The organism is Paenibacillus sp. MT86 (assembly GCF_058792535.1).
Map to the genome: position 1 here is coordinate 5,600,563 of NZ_CM179499.1, position 21,734 is coordinate 5,622,296.

Here is a 21,734-nt window from a genome sequence, read left to right on the forward strand (position 1 = left end):
TATTATTTAATGGTGAAATATTTTAGAGTTTCTTTTTGGGATGGGCCTTCATATATTCGTTGATCTTCAGATCCAGCAAACTGCTGATCTCGATCACAATTTCCGACGTGAAGGACTGCTCTTCCAGAAATATTTGCTCCATCTTCCGGCGGAGCATGTGAATTTCGTCTTCCAAGGTAATTTCCTGAGGAGTGGATTTGGCTGATTTAATTGACCATTTACCGTGATTATTGTCTTCAGCCGTATAATCACCACGGTAGTTTGACAATTCATAATCACAAAACACTGGTGATCCCTCCTTGGAAAGTAAAATTCTGCCCCCAAAATAAAATTATAACATAATTTTCGTCAATGAAAAGTGAATCTTTTGTTAATTCAAGGAAAAAGTTCAACGAATTCCTTGCCTACTTTATTTTTTCAACAAAATTGCCCATTCGCTCCAATGCCTCATTCAGTTGAGCAATGGATGTAGCATAAGAACAGCGAATGAAACCTTCCCCGCCAAGCCCGAAGGCAGTGCCCGGCACTGCGGCCACTTTGGCTTCGGTCAGCAATCGCTGAGCGAATTCTTCCGAGCCGAGTCCCGTTCCCTTGATGCTTGGGAAGGCGTAAAACGCTCCCTGGGGTTCGTGGCAATCCAGACCGATCTCCCGCAGCCCCTGCACAACGAGTCTGCGCCGTTGGTTATAGGATTCAACCATTCGGTCCTTCTCCCCCATGCCGTTACGCAATGCTTCAAGCGCTGCGACTTGCCCCATGGCCGGTGCACACATGACCGTATACTGATGAATTTTCAGCATGGCGGCAATGAGATCCGTATGGGCGCACACATATCCCATACGCCAGCCGGTCATAGCAAACGCCTTCGAAAAGCCGCTCACCAGTATGGTGCGGTCCATCATGCCGGGCATCGAGGCAAAGCTGACATGCTTGCCTTCATACGTGAGTTCGGCATAAATTTCATCGGATATCACAATCAGATCGTGCTTTTCCACCACTTCCGCAATCGGAAGCCAATCCTCGTAGGTCATGATCGCCCCTGTCGGATTGCTCGGATAGCAGAGAATCAGAATCTTTGATTTGGGCGTGATTTGCGCTTCCAGCGCCTCGGCCGTCAGTTTGAAATGATGCTCCGCCGTCGTTTCGATGCCGACGGGCACGCCGCCGCCGATTGAAGCGATCGGCGAGTACGAAATGTAACACGGTTCCGGAATCAGAATTTCATCTCCGGGAACAATCAAGGCCCGCAGCGCCAGATCAATCGCTTCACTGCCGCCCACGGTTACGATGATTTCATTCGCAGGATTATAGGTCACATGGAAGCTGTCGTTCAAATATTCCGCGATCGCTTCCCTCAGCTCCGGCATGCCGGCATTGGACGTATAGCCCGTAAACCCGCGTTCCAATGAATATACGCACGCTTCTCGTACATGCCACGGCGTAACGAAATCAGGCTCCCCGACGCCTAGCGTGATAATATCCTTGTTTCCGCTGACGAGATCGAAAAATTTCCGGATTCCGGAGGGTTGAATATCCCTGACTCTAGGCGCCAAATAGGAGCTCATCGATTTCCTGTTATTTTCTGCAAGCTGCTGTTCGTTCAAAATCATAGCACACGCTTCCTTTACGGCGAGATCAGGAGACGATTGTCTTCTTGACGTTCTTCAAAAATAATCCCGTCTTGTTTATATTTTTTCAAAATGAAATTCGTTTTGGTCGATAATACAGAATCAATAGGCGACAGTTTCTCGGAAACAAAATTGGCCACCTCACGCAGGTTACCGCCTTCCACTTCGACCAGCAGGTCGTAGGCGCCTGACATCAAATAAACCGACTTCACCTGCGGGAACAAATAAATCCGTTCCGCGATTCCTTCAAAGCCTCTTCCGCGCTCAGGCGTTATCTGAACCTCGATCAGCGCCGTAACCTTCTCGTCCTCCACCTTGCCCCAATTGACAACGGTGGCGTACTTGACAATGACGTGATCTCGTTCAAGCTCCGCAATGGAGGTCTTTACTTCTTCCTCTTCTACACCGAGTAGAGTAGAGAGTAGAGCCGGCGATCTTCTCGCGTCCTCTTTCAGCAGGTCAAGCACCTTCAGTTTCAATTCGCTTAGCTCTTCCATGTACGTATCCTCCAGCACTTATTCCGAATAACCGCTCGTGACACACGGTTTTGTCGGAACAGAGATTAATACTTATATTACAATAACTTACACGGGATGTGCAAAAGAAAAAAACCGATGCATGCCCGCAGCGAATGCTGGAGGTGTCATCGGCGAAATCGTTGCGTTAACCATAGATGGTTGGGTTACATTACATATAAGAAGCAGGGGATACATTGGTTGCATGGGGCTCAACGTTCGGATTGTGCGCATACGCGCCCATGCTTGAAGTTTTTTGATTTATCGTTTCCCGAGTTTTTTGTACGGACTGCTGCGCTTGTTTATGCTGCTTGTCCACGTCGTATTTCAGCGCATGCGTGCCTGCGGTGTACATGTTCTGCTGCTTCATCATATTAAAGAATTCGCCTTGCAGACTCAGCGTATCCGTGGTCAAATGGGTAAACATTTGACGCACGTCAGGGCAAGTGGCTTCCGTCGTGGCTGTCGTATATTCTCGAACGGCCCGTTTCAGCTCTCCCAGTATCGGGCTGAGCAAATCCTCTTCGGGCAGGAATGAAGATCCGTTAGGGGTTGCCATCGTAGTTCCTCCTTGGGGTTGTAGGTTATGCACTGTCTGCTTACTGCGGCTGGTTGGGCGCAACGCTGCTGTGGGTCTGAAGGGAGTTCACCAACATATCAAGATGCTGCTCATGTCGCTTGACGAATCCGAGCAGTGCCTGCTGAATGGCAGGGTTCTGACTGGCTGCAGCCGTAGCGGCGCAATGCTTGGCCAGCATGGTCTCGTTGGAGATGCAGTCCACGATATAATCCAGCTCTTTTGAAGTGAGAGGCTGTAATTGCTGATTGGGTGTCATACGGTTCGTTGTTCCCCTTTCCATTTAGGTTGACAGGACCTAGTATGCCACCGTTGTACAAATCTATGTCGCAAGATGTCATGAAATGCGGAAGGAACGACCAAACTAATTGCGATGTGACGATGGGAGGGGATGGATCATGTTACTGACCGGCGGAACAACGCCCTGGAAATATTTAAACACCGAACCGGTAAAAAAATATCCCGTGCTCTCGGACCGGCTTAGCTGCGACGTGCTGGTCGTCGGAGGCGGTATCAGCGGTGCCCTGATGGCCTATGTCCTGAGCGTGCAAGGCGTCGACGCCATTCTCCTGGAGAAAAATCGAGTATGCGAGGGCAGCACTTCCGCCAATACGGGACTGCTGCAAATCTCCAACGACTGTCCCCTTTCGAATTTGATTCAACATTTTGGCGAGGACCGGGGTACCGCTTTCTACATGATGTGCAGAAATGCCATACGTCGGATCACTGAAATCGCGAATACGTTGTCAAGGGATTCCGGGTTGATCTCTCGAAGCAGCCTCTACTATGCCAGCAACCCTCAAGATATCGGCTTGATTCGTCATGAGTATGACCTCCTCAAACGCAAGGGCTTCGACGTGCAGTACTGGAACCGCGATGATGTGAAGGCTAAATTTCCGTTCTCAAAGGAAGCCGCCATCTATACCCGCGGCGATGCCGAAGTCAATCCCTACCGTCTCGGACATCATCTTCTTCAAGATGCCGGCGATCAGGGGCTGCGAATTTATGAAAACAGCGAAGTGAAAGAAACCAGGTATACACACAACGATGTCACCGTCATGACGGATCTGGGAAGCGTTTCAGCCAAACACGTGATCTGGGCTACCGGGTACAGCACCCAAGAATGGAAGCCGGATTATCAAGTGGATCTCCTCAATACCTATGCCATTATGACCGAGCCTGTTCACGATCTGTCTTCGTGGTATGAGCGGGCTCTTATATGGGAGACCGACCGTCCATATCTCTATTTCCGGACAACGCCGGACCGGCGGATCATGGCCGGTGGACTGGATGAGCCGCTGCCTCCTTCAGGCAAACCGGAGGAATACGCCGAGCCAAGAAGCCAGAGACTGCTGAATGAAATTCATAAGCTGTTCCCTACGATGACGGACGTGAAAATGGCGTGCAGCTGGGCTGGCGTGTTTGCCTCCACCAAAGACGGCATCCCGCTGATCGGCAGACATCCGCAGTATCCGCACAGCTACTTCATCGAGGTTTATGGCGGAAACGGTATGGTTTACAGCATGATCGCCGCCGACCTCCTGGCCGAGACGATTGCCGGCAGAGAGCCCGAAGAACTGAAATGGTTCTCGCTGAGGCGTCCGATCGACCTGAACTTCACATAAATTAAGAAGGTATCCCCTAACAGGCCCTGCGGCCTTGGAGATACCTTCTTTGCGTTTGTACGATTTGCCTCCGCGTCGCGGCCTTCTATTTTAAAAGAACGTCGCTGACCTGCGTTATCCAACTTTCGCTCATTGCATGATCTCCATGTCTCACATCGATGCCATCAGGCTCAGGCGGCTTGTCCTTTGCTAGGAAACAGCTTTCGTATGAACAGCCAAGATCCGATGGGGGATGCCCCCAGAAACAGCAGCAGCAATGTTATCGTTAACGTATCCTGCCTGAATGACAGTACAAGAATGAAAACAAGCAAGCCCGTGATTCGGCCTATCGTCAGACTGAGTTCCCGGAGCACGACCAGCTCCACCCGCTTCTCCACGTTTTCCTGATTCACGCCCATGAGATCGAAGCTGGCCGATATAGCCGGCATCATGTACAGCGGAATGAAGAGCGACGTCCCGATTCCCAGCACCAGCAGCGTAGTGTAGTTGACCGTAAATAGCAGCGGCATGATGACAAGCAGCATCAATACGGAACCAACCAGCATGCCGGTTTTACGGAATTTGGGCTTGAACCATTTCCCGCAGGCCCAGTAGCTGACCAGTGAAACGGCCGAAGTAATCAACGCGAATTGCCCCAGCTTGGACTCCTGATCCGTCGCCACGAAAACAAGCAGCGTGATGAGAAAGGAGAACACGCCCTCCCGGATTCCCTGAACAGCCAAGCCTAATACCGCGTATTTCCAAACACCGCCCTCCTTGAGGCGGCTTACCCCTTCCAGCCAGTGATAATCGCTTTGAACCGGCCTTTTGCGCAGAAAAAAGCTCATGACCACCGTTACGGCGAAGATGGCCATCGACACGGTAAAAATAAACCGATAGCCCTGATCGCCATGCATCAGCGTGATGATCCAGCCTGCCAGCCACGGACCGATAATCCCCGTTATGGAGCCCAAGAGCCCGATCCAGCCATTAAACCAGTCCCGGTTCTCCGCACTCGACACCTCGAAGTAAACCACATTAAAGGCCAACCAGAACAATCCTAAAGACACACCGAACAGCAGGCCGAGCGGCCAAATGTAATGGACGGCGTCCCTCCCTGCCCACAGCACGCATAGATAAAACAAGCCGGACACGGCAATTCCCAGGCGAAGCGCATTCATTTTGTTATGCTCCTTCACCCATTTGCCGGCGGCCCAGAACGTCAGGCCAAGCGCCACCTGCTGCGCAATCGTGAACCAGCCGAGCATGGTGTAATCTTGGCGGCTTTTCCATAAGTATACGTTGAGGAACGTACCCGACAATGCGCTCGATAGAATAAACAACCCATGAACCGATAACAGAAGCATAGCCTGGGGGTCCTTTGTCAACTTCATATACAGTTCCTCCCTTGCCCTTTCACTTGAAGTCCAAGGTATTTTACCCCTTCGCGCTCCACTTCATGAACAAAAAAAAGGAAACCGCCGCCGGCAGTTTCCTTAAGTCATCCGCGGGATCGGCAACAGCGCCGCTCCGCAACTCTATTCCTTTTTATGGATAAAACTCTTGATCATCCGAAGCCGGTCGTTCTCTGCCAAATTGTACTGCACATGGAAGCATCCGGGACATACATAAACGTTCAGATCATACGGAGGCTGCAGAATGGGAGCTTGGATCAAGGGTGCGTGAACCGGCTGGAAGCCTTCTCCGCTCACGCGCTGCGTTCCTGCATGGAGCATATACTCTCGGCAATGCAGACACTCGGGCACTTCCTCTTGTTGGTCCAGGATCCCCTCCACCGTCTCCTCGAATGCAAAAAGATCGTGATCTTCCCCGTACTTATCCACGGTGCGAAGCGATGACAGCGATTCATGGTCGGAGCCCCAGATGCGATGAAGATCGCGCGCCTCCTCGTCGGAAGGCTCATAAGCCTCTTCATATTCCTCCCCGCCGTCCTCTTCATCTTCATCTTGCAATGCGATATTCAGTGTGCGGTAGCCTTTAAGCTCATTCGCGCAGTGAGGACAGGTATCCTCGGGACCTATCTCCTCATCCCATACAATCTCACTTTGGCACCATGGGCAAACCGTCGGTTCCATCGGTCATTCATCCCTTTCTTTATTCAAACGGCCATGAATGGCCCTGTTTACGTTATTTTTATTGAGACATTAAGTATACAATACCTGCCACGAAAAAAATCATGGCTGCCGCAAACAATATCCGCGGTAAATATTTCATCGTTCTTTTCCTCCCGAAGCCCTTAAGTAATGCTCGCTCCAATAATGTAAGACAAAGATACGGTGATAAGAAGCACGATCAGGCCCACTGCCCGATTATCCTTGCCAATCTCTTCATCGACCGAAAACACAGGCGTCAAGAATTCAAGCAGCCAATAAGCCAATAAAAGCAGTATAAACCCGAAGAACGACCATTTAATCATGCCGTAAATGGACGTATTCGCCGTGATGCTATACCGCATCACGTTACAAATGCCAAAGACCTTGCCGCCGGTCGCCATGGCCGCGGCAACATTTCCTTTGCGTATTTCATCCCAGCAATTGTACTTGGTAACCAATTCAAAGCAATACAAGTAAACAATAAGTGCAAGTATCGCAACCGAGAAATAGCCGACGAGCACCCCAAGCGGATGGGTCAGCAAATGATCAATCGCTTCCGTCATTCCCTTATTTCCTCCCTGATAAACGGGATGCGGCACCTTTCGCATCCCATCGTTTTGAACCCTATTGATGATATGTTATACGATTGAAGGAGAAAACGGTTCCTGATTTCTTATTTCAACTCGGCAATCGTAACGCCATTGCCGCCTTCGCCGTAATTGCCTAAACGATGGCTCTTGACATGTTTGTGCTTGCGCAAATAATCCTGAATGCCGGTTCGCAAAATGCCGGTTCCCTTGCCGTGAATGATGTAGATCTGTCCCAGATTCCCCAAAAACGCCTCATCAATGAACCGGTCCACCTCGATCAAGGCTTCTTCCAGGTTCGCTCCCCTTAAATCCAGCTCATTCCGGATGTTGGCATCGCGGGTCCGCTTCAGGACGGTGGCATGCTGTTTCGGTGCCTGCTTGGCATTGGCGGCTTGATTCGACAGCAGCTCCAAATCGTCCAGCGCGACCTTCATCTTCATAATGCCAAGCTGAACGACGGCTTCCTTCGAGCCGGACATCTCCACGACATGCCCCTTCTGATTCAGGCTGTATACCCGAACCTCATCCCCGGGCTCGATGCTGCGCTGCTGCATCGCAGAACGCTGGCCGCCCGTTTTCTTGCCCTGCTGCGGCTCGGCGTCATCCAGGCGCTTTCTGGCCGCGATCAGCTTGTGCTCCTTAACGGAAGCCCCTTCCTCCTGGGCAATCTTGCGCAGGTCCGCAATGATCTCCTCGGCTTCGCTCCGCGCCTTGTCCACGATCTGTCTTGCTTCCGCCCGAGCCTTATCAACGAGTTTGTCTTTCTGCTCCTCGAGCTTCTGAAGCTCCTGCTGGTGACGTTGACGCAGTTCCTCCATTTCCTTCCGGACCTGTTCCGCCTTCTCACGCTCCACTTCAGCGGTATGCCGGTTCTCCTCGAGGGACGCAATCATATGCTCCACCCGCTGATCCTCTTCCTTCACTTCCCCGCGGGCGAATTCCAGAATGGATCCCGGCAATCCCAGACGTTCTGCAATAGCAAACGCGTTACTTCGTCCAGGAACGCCCACCAGCAGCCGATAAGTCGGACTTAGGGTATTGATATCGAACTCCATGCTGGCATTGATCACGCCTTTGCGTTCATAGGCGTATGCCTTCAATTCGGAATAGTGCGTCGTCGCGATCATGCGGCAGCCCATGCGGTGGATATGCTCCAGAATGGAAATCGCCAGAGCCGAACCTTCCGCCGGGTCGGTCCCCGCCCCCACTTCATCGAGCAGGACCAGGCTCTTCGGCGTCATCTGGCTTAAAATGCGAATGATGTTGGTCATATGGCTGGAGAAGGTACTCAGGCTCTGCTCAATGCTTTGCTCATCGCCAATATCCGCGTAGATCGCATCGAACACGCACATCTGGCTGCCTTCTTCGGCCGGAATAAACAGTCCGGACATCGCCATCAGGTTTAATAAACCGATCGTTTTGAGCGTAACCGTCTTACCGCCGGTATTCGGGCCCGTGACGATGATGGAGGTATAGGAATTGCCCAATTCCACGTCCAGCGGCACGACCTGGTCCGTCGGTATGAGCGGATGTCTGCCTCTGCGCAGCTTAATATATCCTCTGTCGTTCATCCGCGGGAGCGAAGCCTTCATCACATGAGCTAAACGGGCTTTGGCAAAAATAAAATCGAGCTGCCCGATCAGATCGACGTCGATGGACAGCAGTTCAGCCTGTTCGCCGACCTGGGCGGTCAGCTTCTGCAGAATCACTTCAATCTCCCGTTCTTCCCGCATCCGGGTCTCGCGCAGCTTGTTGTTCATCGCCACGATGGACTCCGGTTCGATGAACAGTGTCGCGCCCGAGCCGGACTGGTCGTGTACGATACCGCCAAAGTGGGAGCGATACTCCGCTTTGACGGGAATGACGAATCGGTCGCCGCGAATCGTAATCAGCTGGTCCTGCAGCATTTTCGCCACCGATTGCGAACGGATCATGGATTCCAGCTTCTCGCGGATGCGTACCTCTCCGCCTCGCAGCTCCCTCCGAATTTGCGACAGCTCCGCGCTTGCGGAGTCCAGCACCTCGGCCGTTTCATCGATGCAGAGCCGAATGGCATCCTCCAGCGGCTTCTGCTCCGAAATAAGATCGCTTAAATTAAAGAGAATATCAATCTTCTCATCCTCATGAATCGCAGCGATAAACCGTTTGATTCGTCGCGACCCGTGAATCGTGTTCGACGTGGCAAGCAATTCATGCGGATTCAGCGTGCCTCCGATTCGAGCCCGCTTCAAAGCATCGTTGATGTCGGTAATGCCGCGGAAGGACGGGTTGCCCTTAAGCCTGTCTACGGTGTAAGCCTGGTCGGTGGCCGCGAGCAGATCCTTCACGGCTTCGAGGTCGGTCTCTGGCATTAACCTTTCAGCCCTCAAACTTCCCATGGAGGTTTGGGTATATTGCGTCAATGTATTTAAAATTTTCCGGTATTCTAAAGTGTGCAAAATCTTGTCGTTCAAGAAGTTCACAACTCCTCTCAATCAATGCCTATATTATATCGAACGCCATGCGAAATCGCCATGGAATCCAAAATCCTTCCACACATAACCTAACGTCCGATTGAACAAAATAAATTCTGCGTAACATTCCAGTCTTATTCTAAGGAGGCAGGTACCATGCAATTTCTCGGGCATGTCGTTCGATTTATCGTAGCGGCTCTCGTCCTTATGGTCGTCGGATGGATCGTCCCTCAATTCTCCGTCGGCGGATTCGGAAGCGCCCTGCTGCTTGCACTCGTCATCGCCCTGTTTGGCTGGGCTATCGAGGGCATCTTCGGCAAAAAAGTCACGCCGTTTGGGCGCGGCATCGTGGGCTTCATTGTGAGCGCGCTTGTCATTTACCTGGCCCAGTTCATCGTCGGAGGCGTTAGCGTCTCCATTCTGGGTGCTCTGCTTGCTGCACTGGTCATCGGGATCATCGATCTGTTCATTCCGATCTCCACCCCGTTTGAAGCAGGCAAAAACCGCAAAGAATAAGATAGAAGGCCGCCCGCTTCTGTCAAAGGATCCTGACGGAGCTCTTCCTGAACGATCCCGGTTCGCGGTTAAATCCATCGATGCATTCCCCACAACTGCCCCCTGTTGCTATATGACAGGGGGTTGTCCGTGTTCGAGCAAGTTCCCGTCCTCTTTGACTATGTTTCCCCTTCATTATAACGTAAATCCATAAAATTCGTTGCAAACGCTTCACGTTCACCAATTTTTCATAACAGGCATGTGCGTCGACTCCCGTTCTGAGCTATCATAAAGATTGGAAATTAATTTTCACAATTATTTCATAGTCAGGAGAGATTATAGTGAAAAAAGGCATAGCACTACTTGTTTCATGTATGCTCCTTTTTGTATTGGCGGCCTGCGGCGGAAACCAACAAGAGTCCGAGGGCAATTCGGGGATCACGGATACCGGCGTGGCACCGGAAGCAGAACTCGTGATTAAAGGCTCCAACTTCCAATTTGACCAAGCCGAATATCACCTCAAAAAAGGGGTGCCCGTCAAGATTACTTACGAGAACGAAGACGGCAACCACGGCGTTATGATTCCTGCGCTTGGCCTGCAGCTGGACCGAAAGAACAACTCAACCGTCGTTACGCCTGACAAGGCAGGAGAATTCGAGGTTTCGTGTTCCATTATGTGCGGAGCCGGTCACAGCAAAATGATATCCAAACTGATCGTCGAAGAATAGCAGGGCCTGCTATGCAAAATGAAAACCTCCGGATCGCCAGAGTTTCCTCTCTCTGATCCGGAGGTTTTTTCAGGTTCACATCTTCGTCATGGCCTAACGCTGATCCTGCTCAATCAACTCGATCCATTCATTATATTCAACTTGGAGCTTCGCATACTCTTCCTTCAGCTTGCGGTGTTCTTCTTCAAGCTGCGCGGCCTGCTCCGCCTTCAATTCCTGTTCTGCCTGCAGCAGCCGATACTGGTGCATAACCAGCTCGTACTGTTCGCCAAGCTCGGAATACTGCTGTGCCGCTTGGCTTTTCTCGCCTTCCAGACGGTCGCAGACCTGACGCGCGGATGCAATCTCCTGCTGCCAGGACTGAAGCTCTTCTTCCAGCGCAAGCTTGGTTCGTTTCCACTCATCGCGCTCTGCGGCGAGCTTCTCGCTGTCTGCAGCCAGCTGTTCCCGTTCCGCCATCCATTGCTGGTATTGGTCCTGCCAATGAACGGCGCGCTCTTCGGACTCCCTCAGCTGCTCGGCAAGTTCGCTTGCACGCTCTTCGCTGGCGGTCGCCTTCTTGCGAAGCTCATCGAGCTGATTCGACACCGTATCGTATTCTTCTTCCAGCATGGCGTAGAGTTTGCCGGTCTCTTCCTCGCGGATTCCCGCGTCCTGGGTGAGTTTCTCCAGCTCTTCGTTGCGGAGCTGGAGCTCCTTCAATTCCTCCTGGGCGCTTCGCCGCTCGGAAAGGATCCGGTCCGCTTCGTCCTTCATCACATGGATTTCATCCTGAAGCCCCTTCATTCCCTCTTCCAGGCTTTCGTTCAATTCCATCAGCTCGACGATTCTCATCTCGAGCTCGCCGGTCTCCTCCTTGCGCTGATCCGCCAGCGTCCGCCAGGATTGCAGCTCGCTGCTTAGACGCTGCAGCTCTTCCTGCTGCTTGCGGGAGGTCTGATTCGCATCCACCACAAGCTTCTGCAGACGTCTGCGCTCTTCCTCCGACTTGCCGGATTCCTGCTTCAGGGCCTCGAGTTCCTTCGCCAGCCCTTCCGCCTTCGTACGGAAGGAACGCAATTCCTGCGAGGAAGCTTCAGCTTGCTGCTTGGACGAATGGAGCTCTTCCTTCAGCTTGTCCGATTCCGCTTTTACCGTGTTCAGTTCCTTCTCCGCGGTCGTTAACCGCGAGTGCAGCTGGCCGCCGCGATTGCGCTGCTCGGCGAGCTGTTTCTCCAGATCCTGCACGGTCTTCGAGTTCTGCTGCTCCAAATCCTGCAAGGTTTTCGAGTGCTCCAGCTTCAGATCCTGCACCGTCTTCGAATTCTGCTGCTTCAGATCCTGCACGGTCTTCGAGTGCTGCTGTTCTTTCAGAAGCGCCTCTTGTTTATAAGTGCTCTCCTGTTTCTTCAACTGCTCCGCCAGCTTCTCTTCAGCCTGCTTCGCTGAAGTCCGCAAACTCTGTTCCAGCTTCTCGACGGCCTGCTTATGCGTGAGCGCCGACTGTGAAATTTGCCCTTCATAACGGCGCTTCATATCTTCCATCGCCTGCTTGTGGCCGCTCTCCAGCTTCTCGCGCTGCTCCTTAAGACGCACCTCAAGCTGCTGCTTCTCCTTCAGAAGTTCCGCCACGCGGTCCGATTCCTTCTGGAGCAGCTCCTTCGTACGCTCCGACTCCGCCGTCAGGTTCTCCTTGGATTTCCTGTATTCTTCAGCCAGCGTTGTCTGCTCCGCCAGCTTGCGTTCCAGCTGCTCCAGCTGCTGACGATGTCTCTCCTGCTGCTCGATTTGAAGTCCCTGCACCTTGGCCAGTTCCGTTCTCAGCTCATTCCGCTCGGCCGTCATCTGCTTGGCCTCGTTCTGATACTCCAGCTTCTGCAAAGCTTCTTCAGCCATATGTACCGCGGCAAGGACGGCAATGCGCGGGGTATCCAATCGGGAGTGCGCCTTGGAGATGGTACGCATGCGATCATCCACGTAATTGGCTACCTGTCTGGTATAATCACTGCTGTTTCCAACGAGTTTATAGGAAGTTCCGTAGATGTCTACGGTAACGCTTTTACGGTCAGATGTAGTCAAAATTGTGCCCTCCTTCTATTATGTGTAAATTCTATGATGTCTGAAATGGTCTATCCTCTGCATCCATTATATATGAGATAACATCTACAGACGAACCTCTAGAGTACAGACCGAAGTGTGGTATATGATAACACAGTTTTGTGCTTATAATTATGAACCCTGCGGGCCTTCCGATGCAAATCCCAGTTCAATTTAGAGCAAAAAAGCCCGCATCGAATCTCTGATGTAATGGATTCGATGCGGACGTTCACAATTCCTGCTATTTTCTTAATTCTGCGCCAAAAGTTTGCTGAAGGGCGGCGACTGCTTTTTCCGTAACCCCGGCAACCTCTTCATCGGTCAGCGTCCGCTCCTGATGGCGGTACGTCAAGGAGATCGCAACACTCTTCTTGCCTTCTCCCAGCTTGCTGCCCGTGAAGACGTCAAACACCTGGATCTGCTGCAGAAGCTCTCCGGCGTTCTCTCTGATGACTTGCATCAGGGAACCGGCTTCTACTTCCTCATTCACCACGATGGCAAGATCACGCTCCATGCCAGGGAATCTAGGCAGATCGCGGTAAGCGACGCGGGCATTGGTCAGATCATAGAGCGGCTCAAGCAGGATCTCGGCGGCATAGGTATCTTCCAAATCCAGCTCCTGCTGCGTCTTTGGATGAATTTGTCCGAGCACGCCGATTAGATGTTTGTTCTCGGCCTGACCTACGTAAACGGAAGCGGAACGTCCCGGATGGAAGCCTGCCGGCCCGTTCGCTTCATAAGAAATGTCGTCAGCGCGAATGCCGAGATAATCGAGCACCGTTTCAAGCGCACCCTTCAAATCGAAGAAATCCACTTTGGCCGGCTGGACGTTCCACTGCTTGCTGCCTTTGCGTCCTGACAGCAGCAGACCGAGAACCGGACGCTCCTGCGGCTGCTTTGTCAACGTCTCCTCCTGCGTGTGGAACAGGTTCCCTATTTCAAACAGGGCCAGGTCCGGCTGCTTGCGGTTATGGTTATACACCGCGATATCCAGCAGCTGCGGCAGCAAGCTGGTACGCAGCACGCTGCGGTCCTCGCTCATCGGCATCGCCAGCTTAACCGCCTTCCCGCCTTCCGATAGGGAAGTGAACACTTCCGCTTGCTGCGGATGAATGAAGGAGTAACCCAGAACCTCCTGGAATCCGCTGTGCGTCAGCAGACGGCGAAGCGAGCGGCGGATGGCCTGCGCTTCCGTCAACGACCCCGGCGTCGTCGGTCCTTCAATCGCCGTGGTCGGAATGTTGTCATAGCCATACAGGCGGGCAACCTCTTCGATCAGGTCTACATCGAGCGTAATATCGCCGCGGCGGGAAGGCACTTGGATATCCACCAATCCCTGGCCCGCATCCCCGCTAGGGAAATGCAGTCGGGAGAAGATCGTTTTGACCTCAAGCAAAGACAGCTCCGTGCCCAGATAACGATTGAGCTTCTCCAGCGACAACGTAATCACGGACGGCTCGGTTTGCGCACTTCCTGCTTCGACGATTCCTTGATGCACGGACCCGCCGGCATATTTCGCCATCAGTGCAGCCGCTCGGTTCAAAGCAGGGATCACTGCGGCGGGATCCACTTCCTTCTCGAAGCGGGAGCTTGCCTCTGAGCGAAGTCCCAGCTGACGGGAGGTTTTGCGGACGGTGCCGCCATCGAATTTAGCCGACTCCAGGAAAATATTCACCGTTCCGTCCGTTACTTCGGAGTCCAGACCGCCCATAACGCCAGCCAAGGCCACCGGCTTGCCGCCTGCCGTAATTACCAGCATATGCGGCTCCAGACGCCGCTCCGCGCCATCCAGCGTCACCATCGTCTCGCCGGCCTCAGCCAAGCGTACGTGAACCGCCCCGTCTTTCAGCTGATCCGCATCAAAAGCATGCAGCGGCTGGCCGTATTCCAGCATCACATAATTGGTAATATCCACAATGTTATTGATCGGACGCACGCCGGCTGCCATCAACCGGTTCTGCATCCACAGCGGGGAAGGAGCGATCGTTACCCCCGTGATATAGCGTGCAGCATAATGGCTGCACTGCTCATCCGCGCCGATCGTAACCGAGATATGATCGGCTGCTGCATCATGAACCTCCAGCATTTCCTTCTCCGGGTTCGGCAGGCTCAGCTCGCGGCCGAGGATGGCGCTCACTTCGTAAGCCGTGCCCAGCATGCTGAGGCAGTCGGAACGGTTCGGCGTCAGGTCCAGCTCCAGAATTTCATCGTTCAGGCCCAGCACATCCACAATCGGTTTCCCGATCTCCGTGTCAGCCGGGAGCACCAAAATCCCCTCCTGCAGCTCTTTGGGCAGCAGTTTGTCATTCATGCCCAGTTCCTTGGCTGAGCAAATCATGCCTTGGGACAGCACGCCGCGCAGCTTGGCTTTCTTGATATCCAGCCCGCCCGGCAGCTTCGCGCCCACAAGCGCTACCGGCACCTTCTGGCCAGCATCCACGTTTTTTGCTCCGCATACGATCTGGAGATCTTCTTCCTGGCCCGCATCGACGACGCACACGTTCAGCTTATCGGCATCGGGATGCTTCTCCTTGCTCTTGACGTAGCCTACGACCACGTTGTTAATGCCTTGATTCCGTTTCTCGATCACATCGATTTCAATGCCGGCCGATGTAATGCGGCTAGCCAAATCCTCTGAGGTTACGCCTTCGAGCGAAATATAATCGGACAACCAATCGGTTGAAACTCTCATTGTCTATTCACTTCCCTTTATCGTTAAAATTAGATCCGCGTGAACTGATTCAAGAATGCCGTATCGTTGTTGAAGAAGTGGCGGATGTCATCCACGCCGTATTTCAGCATGGCAATCCGCTCAACCCCCATACCGAAAGCAAATCCGCTGTACTTCTCAGGGTCATAGCCGCCCATTTCGAGCACCTTCGGATGAACCATGCCGCAGCCTAAAATCTCCAGCCAGCCCGTTTCCTTGCATACGCGGCAGCCGCTGCCGCCGCATTTGACGCAGGATACGTCCACTTCCGCGCTGGGCTCCGTGAATGGGAAGAAGCTTGGACGCAGACGGATCTGCGTGTTATCGCCGAACATTTCCTGAACGAATTGCAGCAGCGTCCCTTTCAAATCGCTCATGCGAATGTTCTCGCCGATCACGAGGCCCTCGATTTGATGGAACTGGAACGAATGGGTCGCGTCGTCGTCGTCCCGGCGGAATACGCGTCCGGGACAGATGATTTTGACCGGAGCTTTTCCTTGCATCGACAGCATCGTCCGGGCTTGCACCGGGGAAGTCTGGGTCCGCATCAGCAGATCTTCCGTCAAATAGAAGGAATCCTGCATGTCGCGTGCCGGGTGGTTCTTCGGCAGATTGAGCGCCTCGAAATTGAAATAGTCCGTCTCCACCTCGGGTCCTTCCGCTACGCGGTATCCCATCCCGATGAAAATATCCTCGATATCCTGGATCACCTTGCTGAGCGGATGAACCGCACCTTGGCTGAGCTTGCGACCCGGAAGGGTCACGTCCACTTTCTCTGCGCGCAGACGCTCTTCGGTTTCCTGCTGCAGGAACGCTTCCTGCTTGCCGGAAATGACTTCCTCGATCGCGCCGCGAACGTCATTGGCCACCTGGCCGATAACGGGACGCTCCTCTGCGCTGAGTGCTCCCATGCCGCGCAGGATTTCCGTCAGGGCCCCTTTTTTGCCAAGGTATTTCACCCGCAAATCATTCAGCTGCTGCGGATCGGTAACATCCTGCAATTGCGCCAATGCTTCCTGCTTTAAAGCTTCCAATTTTTCCTTCATGGCTATTCGCACACCCCTTTGTAAACTCCATCATTGTTCTGAAAACAAAAAAGGCCTCTCCTCCCGAAAAGGGACGAAGAGACCGTGGTACCACCCTTGTTAACATGCATCATACCCTAACCAAGACGGTAAAAGCCTTGGGCACGAGTATGCCTCATCATGCTCACTTGACCGACGTAACGAATCGGACCCGTTATCCCCTACTCAACCGGCGGGCTGCCGTGTTCAGGGAACTGCTCCGGAGCGAACTTCACCAGCCTGATTCTTTGAGGGACACTCTCAATCCACGGCATCCCTTCCCTGTAAAGAGGCACTGGCTACTTTTCTCCATCCATGCATTTAGAACTTATGCAAATATATAGGGTTTATTATATGCAACCTTTCGGCATATGGCAAGTTTCATTTCCCCATTTTAACCTCATCGGACCGATTTTAATCGGGATCCTTGGGCTCAATCCGACAAAAGCCCGGCAAGCTCGGCCCGCAGCTCCCTAATTTCGGCGAGCCAGCTCGCCTCGTCCCCGGCCTCAAGTCCATCAGCGGATAACCCCAGCAATTCCTGAATCCGGTACTCGAGCGCCATTCGGCGATTGTCCTTCTCGGTATCTCCCTTGATCACCCCGGTTCGCGCAGCCTGTTCCTCCTCCTCGCCAACGCTTCCCTCGAACCATGCGGGAGCTTCCCCGGGCTTCAGCGTAAGCAGCCGGTTCGCGATTTTGCGCACCAGATACCGGTCATGCGATACAAGCGCGATTGCGCCCGGAAAGCTTACGAGCACCTGTTCAATCACCTCTCGGGTGTCCACGTCCAGGTAATTCGAGGGTTCATCCAGTACAAGGAGATGCGCCCCGCTGAAATACAGCTTGAGAAAAGCCGTTCTGCACTTCTCCCCCATGCTGAGCTGTCCCATCTTCTTAAACACGTCGTCTCTCCTGAAGAGAAACGAGCCCAGCAGGGTACGCGCACGGCTCTCCGTCATGCCGGGAATGACAAGAAGGCTGTCCAGCAGCGTGGTTTCCGGTTCAAGCCCCTCAAGCTCCTGCGAAAAATAGCCGATCTTGACGGAAGGATTCCGGGTAATCCGGCCCTCCTGCGGAACGATCTCCCCCAGCAGCAGCTTGAGCAGCGTCGTTTTTCCGCTTCCGTTGGGGCCTCTTACGGCCAGCCGGTCGCCGCGGTTCAAATAGAAGGTGAGCTTATTAAAAAGCTGTTGATCTCCGTATCCAAAACAGATGTCCTTCACTTGGACCAGGGTTCGGCCGCCGAATGCCTCCCCTTCCAGCTCCATGTTCAGCTTGGGCCCGCTGCGCGGCTTATCCACCCGCTCGGCTTCCAGCCGTTCCAGCGCTTTTTCCTTGGCATGGTATCTGGAGATGTTCTTCTTCGCTTTGGCCTTGTAGAAACTGGCGGTGATCTTGACTTCATTCACGTCCCCGGCCGCGTTATGCGCTTTATGGAACCATTCCTCGTATCTTCGGATCGACTCCTCAAGCGCCTTGCGGGCCAGCTCCTGCTTGCGATAAAGCGTCTCCTGCTCGCGCAGCTCGCGTTCCTTTTCGCGCCGGTAATCCGTGTATCCTCCCCGGTAACGCCGGAGTTCCTCCGACGTCAGCTCACAGACGGCGGTCGCCACCCGATCAATGAATTCCCGATCATGAGATACAAACAGCACCGTTCCTTTATAGGTCGACACCAGCCACTGCTCCAGCCAGACCAGGCTTTCACTGTCCAGATGGTTCGTCGGCTCGTCAAGCAGCAGAAATTTCGGGGCCGACACCAGGAGCGCAGACAGCATCACCTTCGTCTTCTGGCCTCCGCTCAGCTCGCGATAGGACACCGGCCACACCTCCGGCCCGATGCCCAGCATCGTCATCGCTTTCTCCACCTCGGTCTCCCACTGGAAACCGTTCCGGGATTCATAACGCTCCAGCAGATTGCCATATAACTCAAGCAGCTGCTCCATTTCCGCAGCGCTGCCGCCGTTCATTCGCTGCTCGACTCCCGCAAGCCGAAGCTTCAGCTCCCATAACGTTGGATGACTGCGGCTGCGCACCGTATCGATCGCACTCATATCGCCTTCCTCCGGTTCATCCTGCTGTCTCAACCAACCCCAGCGCTCTCTTGGAAGGATCGCCTCCACAACGCCGGAGGTCGGCTCAAGCTCACCGGCCAGGATGGAGAGGAGCGTTGTTTTGCCGGTACCGTTACGCCCATACAGCGCGATTCGCTCTCCTTCGGCCACTTCCAGCTGAATGCCTTCAAACAGCGGCTTTCCTTGAAGTTCCATGCTTATATCCTTCGCTTTTAGAATCATTGTCATATCGCCTCATCCTCTCTCTGTGAAAAACATCAAAAACCGCAGGCGATGGCCTGCGGCGGTTGTTATGAGAGAGGATTCGCTTGGATCTGAATAACGGGACGAATGCGCGCCACTGCTCAATTCTTCGGCTGTTCATTCCAGGCCAGCCCTGACGGGTATTGAGATGAAAGGTCCTTACCTTCGCCCGTCAACAAAAGCAGCTATCCGTTCCGTATATGTGATTGGTATTGGTTCAGAGTACCGTTTCAGACATAACAAAAAGAGGCACCCCAGTCACATTGTTCAGACACGCCAAATCTCTCCCTCTACCGCCGTAGAGAAACGCCTGCAAAACTACATGCAGTTGTTTTAGAGAAAAGGGTGTCTTACTTCATTGGACTAGGTTACCTCGCATTCTTGGAATGAAATTATGGCCATTATAACAGATATTTCTAAAATGTAAAAGGACTATCTGCGGAGCCTGCATCCTATAACAGCCAGAGATCCTTGATATCTCAAGGATTTACTACTTTGCCCCGTCTAAGATAACAAGCAGCTTCTGCAGCCAGTTATGCAATGAAGCAACAAAAAAACCCTTGGTACCAAGGGTTCCCGTCTAACTATAAGCGGGTGATGGGAATCGAACCCACGCTACCAGCTTGGAAGGCTGGTTTCAAGCTTAGTTCATAACAGTTTATAGCGTTAGATATCCAGCAATAAAAGGGATGTCAGAACTTTTAAGTAGTTTTTAGTTGTTTATATAATTTAAATAGAAATAAATAGTTTGCCCCATTTTTGCCCCATTTTAGTTAAATAGCAAAAAGCCGAATGGTATCTACTATTCGGCTTTTTTGTTTAATTCACCTTCGTCCGTAAGTCAGCACTGTAGCCTCGGTACTTAAGCTAAATAATTCTAATCATATGACCATGGGGTATTTAGTCATGGTAAATACTACCTACATTTGATATACTCATTGTTATATTTTGTAATATTATAGGGGGAGTAATTTTGAAACTTTTTATCAAGTGGGGATCTGTATTGGTTCTAGGCAGTTTATTATTAACAGCATGTACGGAACAAACCGTAGTAAAGGAAGAAGCAAGCCCCGAGGTACAAGCTAAACTAGACAGCGCATCAACAACCGATAAATCGGAGGCTGTACCAGAGACTAAGGAAGAACCAGTAGAAGAACCGGTTAAGGAAGAAGTAACTAAAGCGAAAGTCGGAGAGACATTGAATGTAGACGGCGTAAAGATTACCGTTGTAGATATTGCAAAATTTGAGGGGAGAATGAATCAGTTTGAACCTCTAAAAGAAGATCACGCCGTAAAAATAAATGTAATTGTTGAAAACACAAATACAGATAATGTCTTCGTTGATTCAATGGAATTCAAATTATATGACACTGATGGATTTGAGCTTGGCACAGCTCTACCAGGAGAAGAGGAAAAATTGTCTTCCGATCTGCCAGGGGGGAAGAAAGCAAAGGGAGCAATATTCTTTGATGTTCCGGTACAAGATGGTACATGGGAATTACATTATGAGGCGCTTGCATCATTAGGTGGGGACCCAGCAATATGGGAGTTAGAAGCTAAGTAATAGGAAGACCCTGCTATCATTGGCAGGGTCCTTTTCATATTCTCAATCGCTTGGGAATATTTCAATAGTGTGTCCAATAGGCAATGTTGTTCCGGCGCGGCTTCGGAGCATGTTCAACATCATTTTTGATGACCTCGATCCCCTCTGTCGTGCTCTTATCCGGCCACTCAATATATCCGTTATCGTCGAGGTACTGAAGCCCCCTCAGTATTTCCTGACGCCTCCGTCCGGTCATCGCCTCTAACCGCTTAAAATCAGGCATACGGCTTTTGTGTACTGGACTCGGGTAATTGATCAATATTCGAAGTAATTTACGCTCAGAATCCGGGAGCATTTTTTACCCCTCCCCTTATGCGAATGTATGTTTGTATTATAGAGGGGATTTGTGAAAAATATAAGCCCTTCCAAGTTGGAAGGGCTTATAAGGCTTAGTTTTATGAGTTTATTTTAATGTTCTCTTGATCAATATCTTGAATCATTCTATCAGCAAATAACTCAATTTGGTGTTGATTATTAGCTTCGTAGGTGGTAGCTTCTTCCTTAATAATATCCAGTGCCACTTTTATGTTTTTAGTTAATTTATTAACATAAATGAGTGTTGTTAGATCGATTTCACCAAGATCATTTCTCTTCCCTTTTGATTTCAACTTATTGAAATTATATGCCCATTCTTTTGCTAATTGAGGTGCTTGTTTACTCCCACGATCAGTGTAATCAAAGGAAAATGTCTTAATAACTTTTATCCTGTCATTTTTTGCTTTATAAGCATAATCTAATTCGATTAATTCAGCACCTATATCAAATTGTATATTTCTAGCTAGTGCCGTTCCAAGATAATTTGTTTTATTTCTTATAACTCGGTTCATTATTGATTTTACTTCTTGCTCTGTAAGTCTTGATTTTTTATGCACCTCATAATGAACATATACTTTAAATAAATCATGTAAATCAGTTTCAAAATCGGAAGACCTGATTTGATGTATCTTAGAAAATTGTAATTGGTTTGCGTATATTGATGTTGCCTTATCTAAATAATACAAGTCCGCTAATGCCTCAAAGGATGGACCACTAACCGTTGAACTTTTCGAAAAATCTTCTTTAACCCCACTCAGTATGATTTTCAAGAATGGGATATCGATTTCGTCATCAAATGTTGAAACTCTAGAAAAATTATTTGTGATTAAACAATCTATATGCCTCTCTTCTGGCGAATGAAGAACGATCCCAATATTTATAAATTCTTCTCTATTCTCATCCGGGACATATCTAAGTACAGCATATTTGCAAAGGTTATTCACG

The 21,734-nt window shown here is 51.4% G+C and carries 19 protein-coding genes; 4 read left to right on the top strand and 15 right to left on the bottom strand.

The window, feature by feature from the left end; translation table 11 throughout:
• Positions 1 to 22: 22 nt before the first annotated feature.
• From AC3RCL_RS25185 to AC3RCL_RS25205, 5 genes are all read right to left on the bottom strand, one after another.
• Positions 23 to 286, bottom strand: coding sequence for an aspartyl-phosphate phosphatase Spo0E family protein (locus AC3RCL_RS25185; RefSeq protein WP_009590300.1), 264 nt, complete (start codon positions 284 to 286; stop codon positions 23 to 25).
• A gap of 118 nt (positions 287 to 404) precedes the next feature.
• A complete protein-coding gene (locus AC3RCL_RS25190; RefSeq protein WP_015737134.1) occupies positions 405 to 1,610 on the bottom strand; it encodes an aminotransferase class I/II-fold pyridoxal phosphate-dependent enzyme in 1,206 nt (401 codons plus the stop codon).
• Positions 1,611 to 1,624: 14 nt separating this feature from the next.
• Positions 1,625 to 2,125, bottom strand: a complete 501-nt coding sequence (locus AC3RCL_RS25195) for an Lrp/AsnC family transcriptional regulator (protein ID WP_009590307.1) — start codon at positions 2,123 to 2,125, stop codon at positions 1,625 to 1,627.
• 190 nt (positions 2,126 to 2,315) lie between these two features.
• Positions 2,316 to 2,702: a spore coat protein gene (locus AC3RCL_RS25200; RefSeq protein ID WP_096776420.1), complete on the bottom strand. Its 387-nt coding sequence runs from the start codon at positions 2,700 to 2,702 to the stop codon at positions 2,316 to 2,318.
• Between the two features lie 40 nt (positions 2,703 to 2,742).
• Positions 2,743 to 2,979, bottom strand: a complete 237-nt coding sequence (locus AC3RCL_RS25205) for a hypothetical protein (protein WP_009590298.1) — start codon at positions 2,977 to 2,979, stop codon at positions 2,743 to 2,745.
• 139 nt (positions 2,980 to 3,118) lie between these two features.
• Between AC3RCL_RS25205 and AC3RCL_RS25210 the strand changes: the two genes are divergently transcribed.
• Entirely contained in the window at positions 3,119 to 4,345 is a 1,227-nt protein-coding gene (locus AC3RCL_RS25210) for an NAD(P)/FAD-dependent oxidoreductase (RefSeq protein WP_492532670.1), read from the top strand.
• 170 nt (positions 4,346 to 4,515) lie between these two features.
• Here the strand turns inward: AC3RCL_RS25210 and AC3RCL_RS25215 are convergent, their stop codons facing one another.
• From AC3RCL_RS25215 to AC3RCL_RS25230, 4 genes are all read right to left on the bottom strand, one after another.
• On the bottom strand, positions 4,516 to 5,718 hold the full coding sequence (locus AC3RCL_RS25215; protein WP_096776422.1) for an MFS transporter: 1,203 nt from the start codon (positions 5,716 to 5,718) through the stop codon (positions 4,516 to 4,518).
• Positions 5,719 to 5,862: 144 nt separating this feature from the next.
• Positions 5,863 to 6,420 (bottom strand): hypothetical protein, encoded by a 558-nt coding sequence (locus tag AC3RCL_RS25220; protein WP_096776423.1) that lies wholly within the window; start codon positions 6,418 to 6,420, stop codon positions 5,863 to 5,865.
• Positions 6,421 to 6,581: 161 nt separating this feature from the next.
• The gene (locus AC3RCL_RS25225; protein ID WP_009590305.1) at positions 6,582 to 7,001 is read right to left on the bottom strand and encodes a DUF350 domain-containing protein; all 420 of its coding nucleotides are present in this window, start codon (positions 6,999 to 7,001) and stop codon (positions 6,582 to 6,584) included.
• Between the two features lie 110 nt (positions 7,002 to 7,111).
• Positions 7,112 to 9,481: an endonuclease MutS2 gene (locus AC3RCL_RS25230; protein ID WP_492532673.1), complete on the bottom strand. Its 2,370-nt coding sequence runs from the start codon at positions 9,479 to 9,481 to the stop codon at positions 7,112 to 7,114.
• A 156-nt stretch (positions 9,482 to 9,637) separates the two neighbouring features.
• Between AC3RCL_RS25230 and AC3RCL_RS25235 the strand changes: the two genes are divergently transcribed.
• Together AC3RCL_RS25235 and AC3RCL_RS25240 are read left to right on the top strand one after the other, a co-directional pair.
• Positions 9,638 to 9,997, top strand: coding sequence for a phage holin family protein (locus AC3RCL_RS25235; RefSeq protein WP_015737141.1), 360 nt, complete (start codon positions 9,638 to 9,640; stop codon positions 9,995 to 9,997).
• Positions 9,998 to 10,317: 320 nt separating this feature from the next.
• A complete protein-coding gene (locus AC3RCL_RS25240; protein ID WP_009593061.1) occupies positions 10,318 to 10,704 on the top strand; it encodes a cupredoxin domain-containing protein in 387 nt (128 codons plus the stop codon).
• 93 nt (positions 10,705 to 10,797) lie between these two features.
• Here the strand turns inward: AC3RCL_RS25240 and AC3RCL_RS25245 are convergent, their stop codons facing one another.
• From AC3RCL_RS25245 to abc-f, 4 genes are all read right to left on the bottom strand, one after another.
• A complete protein-coding gene (locus AC3RCL_RS25245) occupies positions 10,798 to 12,762 on the bottom strand; it encodes a hypothetical protein (RefSeq protein WP_492532676.1) in 1,965 nt (654 codons plus the stop codon).
• A gap of 259 nt (positions 12,763 to 13,021) precedes the next feature.
• Entirely contained in the window at positions 13,022 to 15,472 is a 2,451-nt protein-coding gene (pheT, locus tag AC3RCL_RS25250; RefSeq protein WP_492532678.1) for a phenylalanine--tRNA ligase subunit beta, read from the bottom strand.
• A 29-nt stretch (positions 15,473 to 15,501) separates the two neighbouring features.
• Entirely contained in the window at positions 15,502 to 16,536 is a 1,035-nt protein-coding gene (gene pheS, locus AC3RCL_RS25255; protein WP_492532680.1) for a phenylalanine--tRNA ligase subunit alpha, read from the bottom strand.
• A 451-nt stretch (positions 16,537 to 16,987) separates the two neighbouring features.
• Positions 16,988 to 18,856: a ribosomal protection-like ABC-F family protein gene (abc-f, locus tag AC3RCL_RS25260; RefSeq protein WP_192570747.1), complete on the bottom strand. Its 1,869-nt coding sequence runs from the start codon at positions 18,854 to 18,856 to the stop codon at positions 16,988 to 16,990.
• Positions 18,857 to 19,844: 988 nt separating this feature from the next.
• Here abc-f and AC3RCL_RS25265 point away from each other — a divergent pair.
• Positions 19,845 to 20,435, top strand: coding sequence for a DUF4352 domain-containing protein (locus AC3RCL_RS25265; protein ID WP_492532682.1), 591 nt, complete (start codon positions 19,845 to 19,847; stop codon positions 20,433 to 20,435).
• Positions 20,436 to 20,496: 61 nt separating this feature from the next.
• Here AC3RCL_RS25265 and AC3RCL_RS25270 read toward each other — a convergent pair whose 3' ends face one another.
• Positions 20,497 to 20,769, bottom strand: coding sequence for a hypothetical protein (locus AC3RCL_RS25270; protein WP_492532684.1), 273 nt, complete (start codon positions 20,767 to 20,769; stop codon positions 20,497 to 20,499).
• Positions 20,770 to 20,869: 100 nt separating this feature from the next.
• Positions 20,870 to 21,733, bottom strand: a complete 864-nt coding sequence (locus AC3RCL_RS25275) for a DUF3037 domain-containing protein (RefSeq protein WP_492532686.1) — start codon at positions 21,731 to 21,733, stop codon at positions 20,870 to 20,872.
• Position 21,734 lies beyond the last annotated feature (1 nt).

Bases quoted from the DNA above. Each gene is read 5' to 3' on its own strand.
- pheS (WP_492532680.1), bottom strand. From the start codon at position 16,536: ATGAAGGAAAAATTGGAAGCTTTAAAGCAGGAAGCATTGGCGCAATTG.
- AC3RCL_RS25205 (WP_009590298.1), bottom strand. From the start codon at position 2,979: ATGACACCCAATCAGCAATTACAGCCTCTCACTTCAAAAGAGCTGGAT.
- AC3RCL_RS25235 (WP_015737141.1), top strand. From the start codon at position 9,638: ATGCAATTTCTCGGGCATGTCGTTCGATTTATCGTAGCGGCTCTCGTC.
- pheT (WP_492532678.1), bottom strand. From the start codon at position 15,472: ATGAGAGTTTCAACCGATTGGTTGTCCGATTATATTTCGCTCGAAGGC.
- AC3RCL_RS25190 (WP_015737134.1), bottom strand. From the start codon at position 1,610: ATGATTTTGAACGAACAGCAGCTTGCAGAAAATAACAGGAAATCGATG.
- AC3RCL_RS25270 (WP_492532684.1), bottom strand. From the start codon at position 20,769: ATGCTCCCGGATTCTGAGCGTAAATTACTTCGAATATTGATCAATTAC.
- abc-f (WP_192570747.1), bottom strand. From the start codon at position 18,856: ATGACAATGATTCTAAAAGCGAAGGATATAAGCATGGAACTTCAAGGA.
- AC3RCL_RS25210 (WP_492532670.1), top strand. From the start codon at position 3,119: ATGTTACTGACCGGCGGAACAACGCCCTGGAAATATTTAAACACCGAA.
- AC3RCL_RS25200 (WP_096776420.1), bottom strand. From the start codon at position 2,702: ATGGCAACCCCTAACGGATCTTCATTCCTGCCCGAAGAGGATTTGCTC.
- AC3RCL_RS25220 (WP_096776423.1), bottom strand. From the start codon at position 6,420: ATGGAACCGACGGTTTGCCCATGGTGCCAAAGTGAGATTGTATGGGAT.
- AC3RCL_RS25215 (WP_096776422.1), bottom strand. From the start codon at position 5,718: ATGAAGTTGACAAAGGACCCCCAGGCTATGCTTCTGTTATCGGTTCAT.
- AC3RCL_RS25225 (WP_009590305.1), bottom strand. From the start codon at position 7,001: ATGACGGAAGCGATTGATCATTTGCTGACCCATCCGCTTGGGGTGCTC.
- AC3RCL_RS25195 (WP_009590307.1), bottom strand. From the start codon at position 2,125: ATGGAAGAGCTAAGCGAATTGAAACTGAAGGTGCTTGACCTGCTGAAA.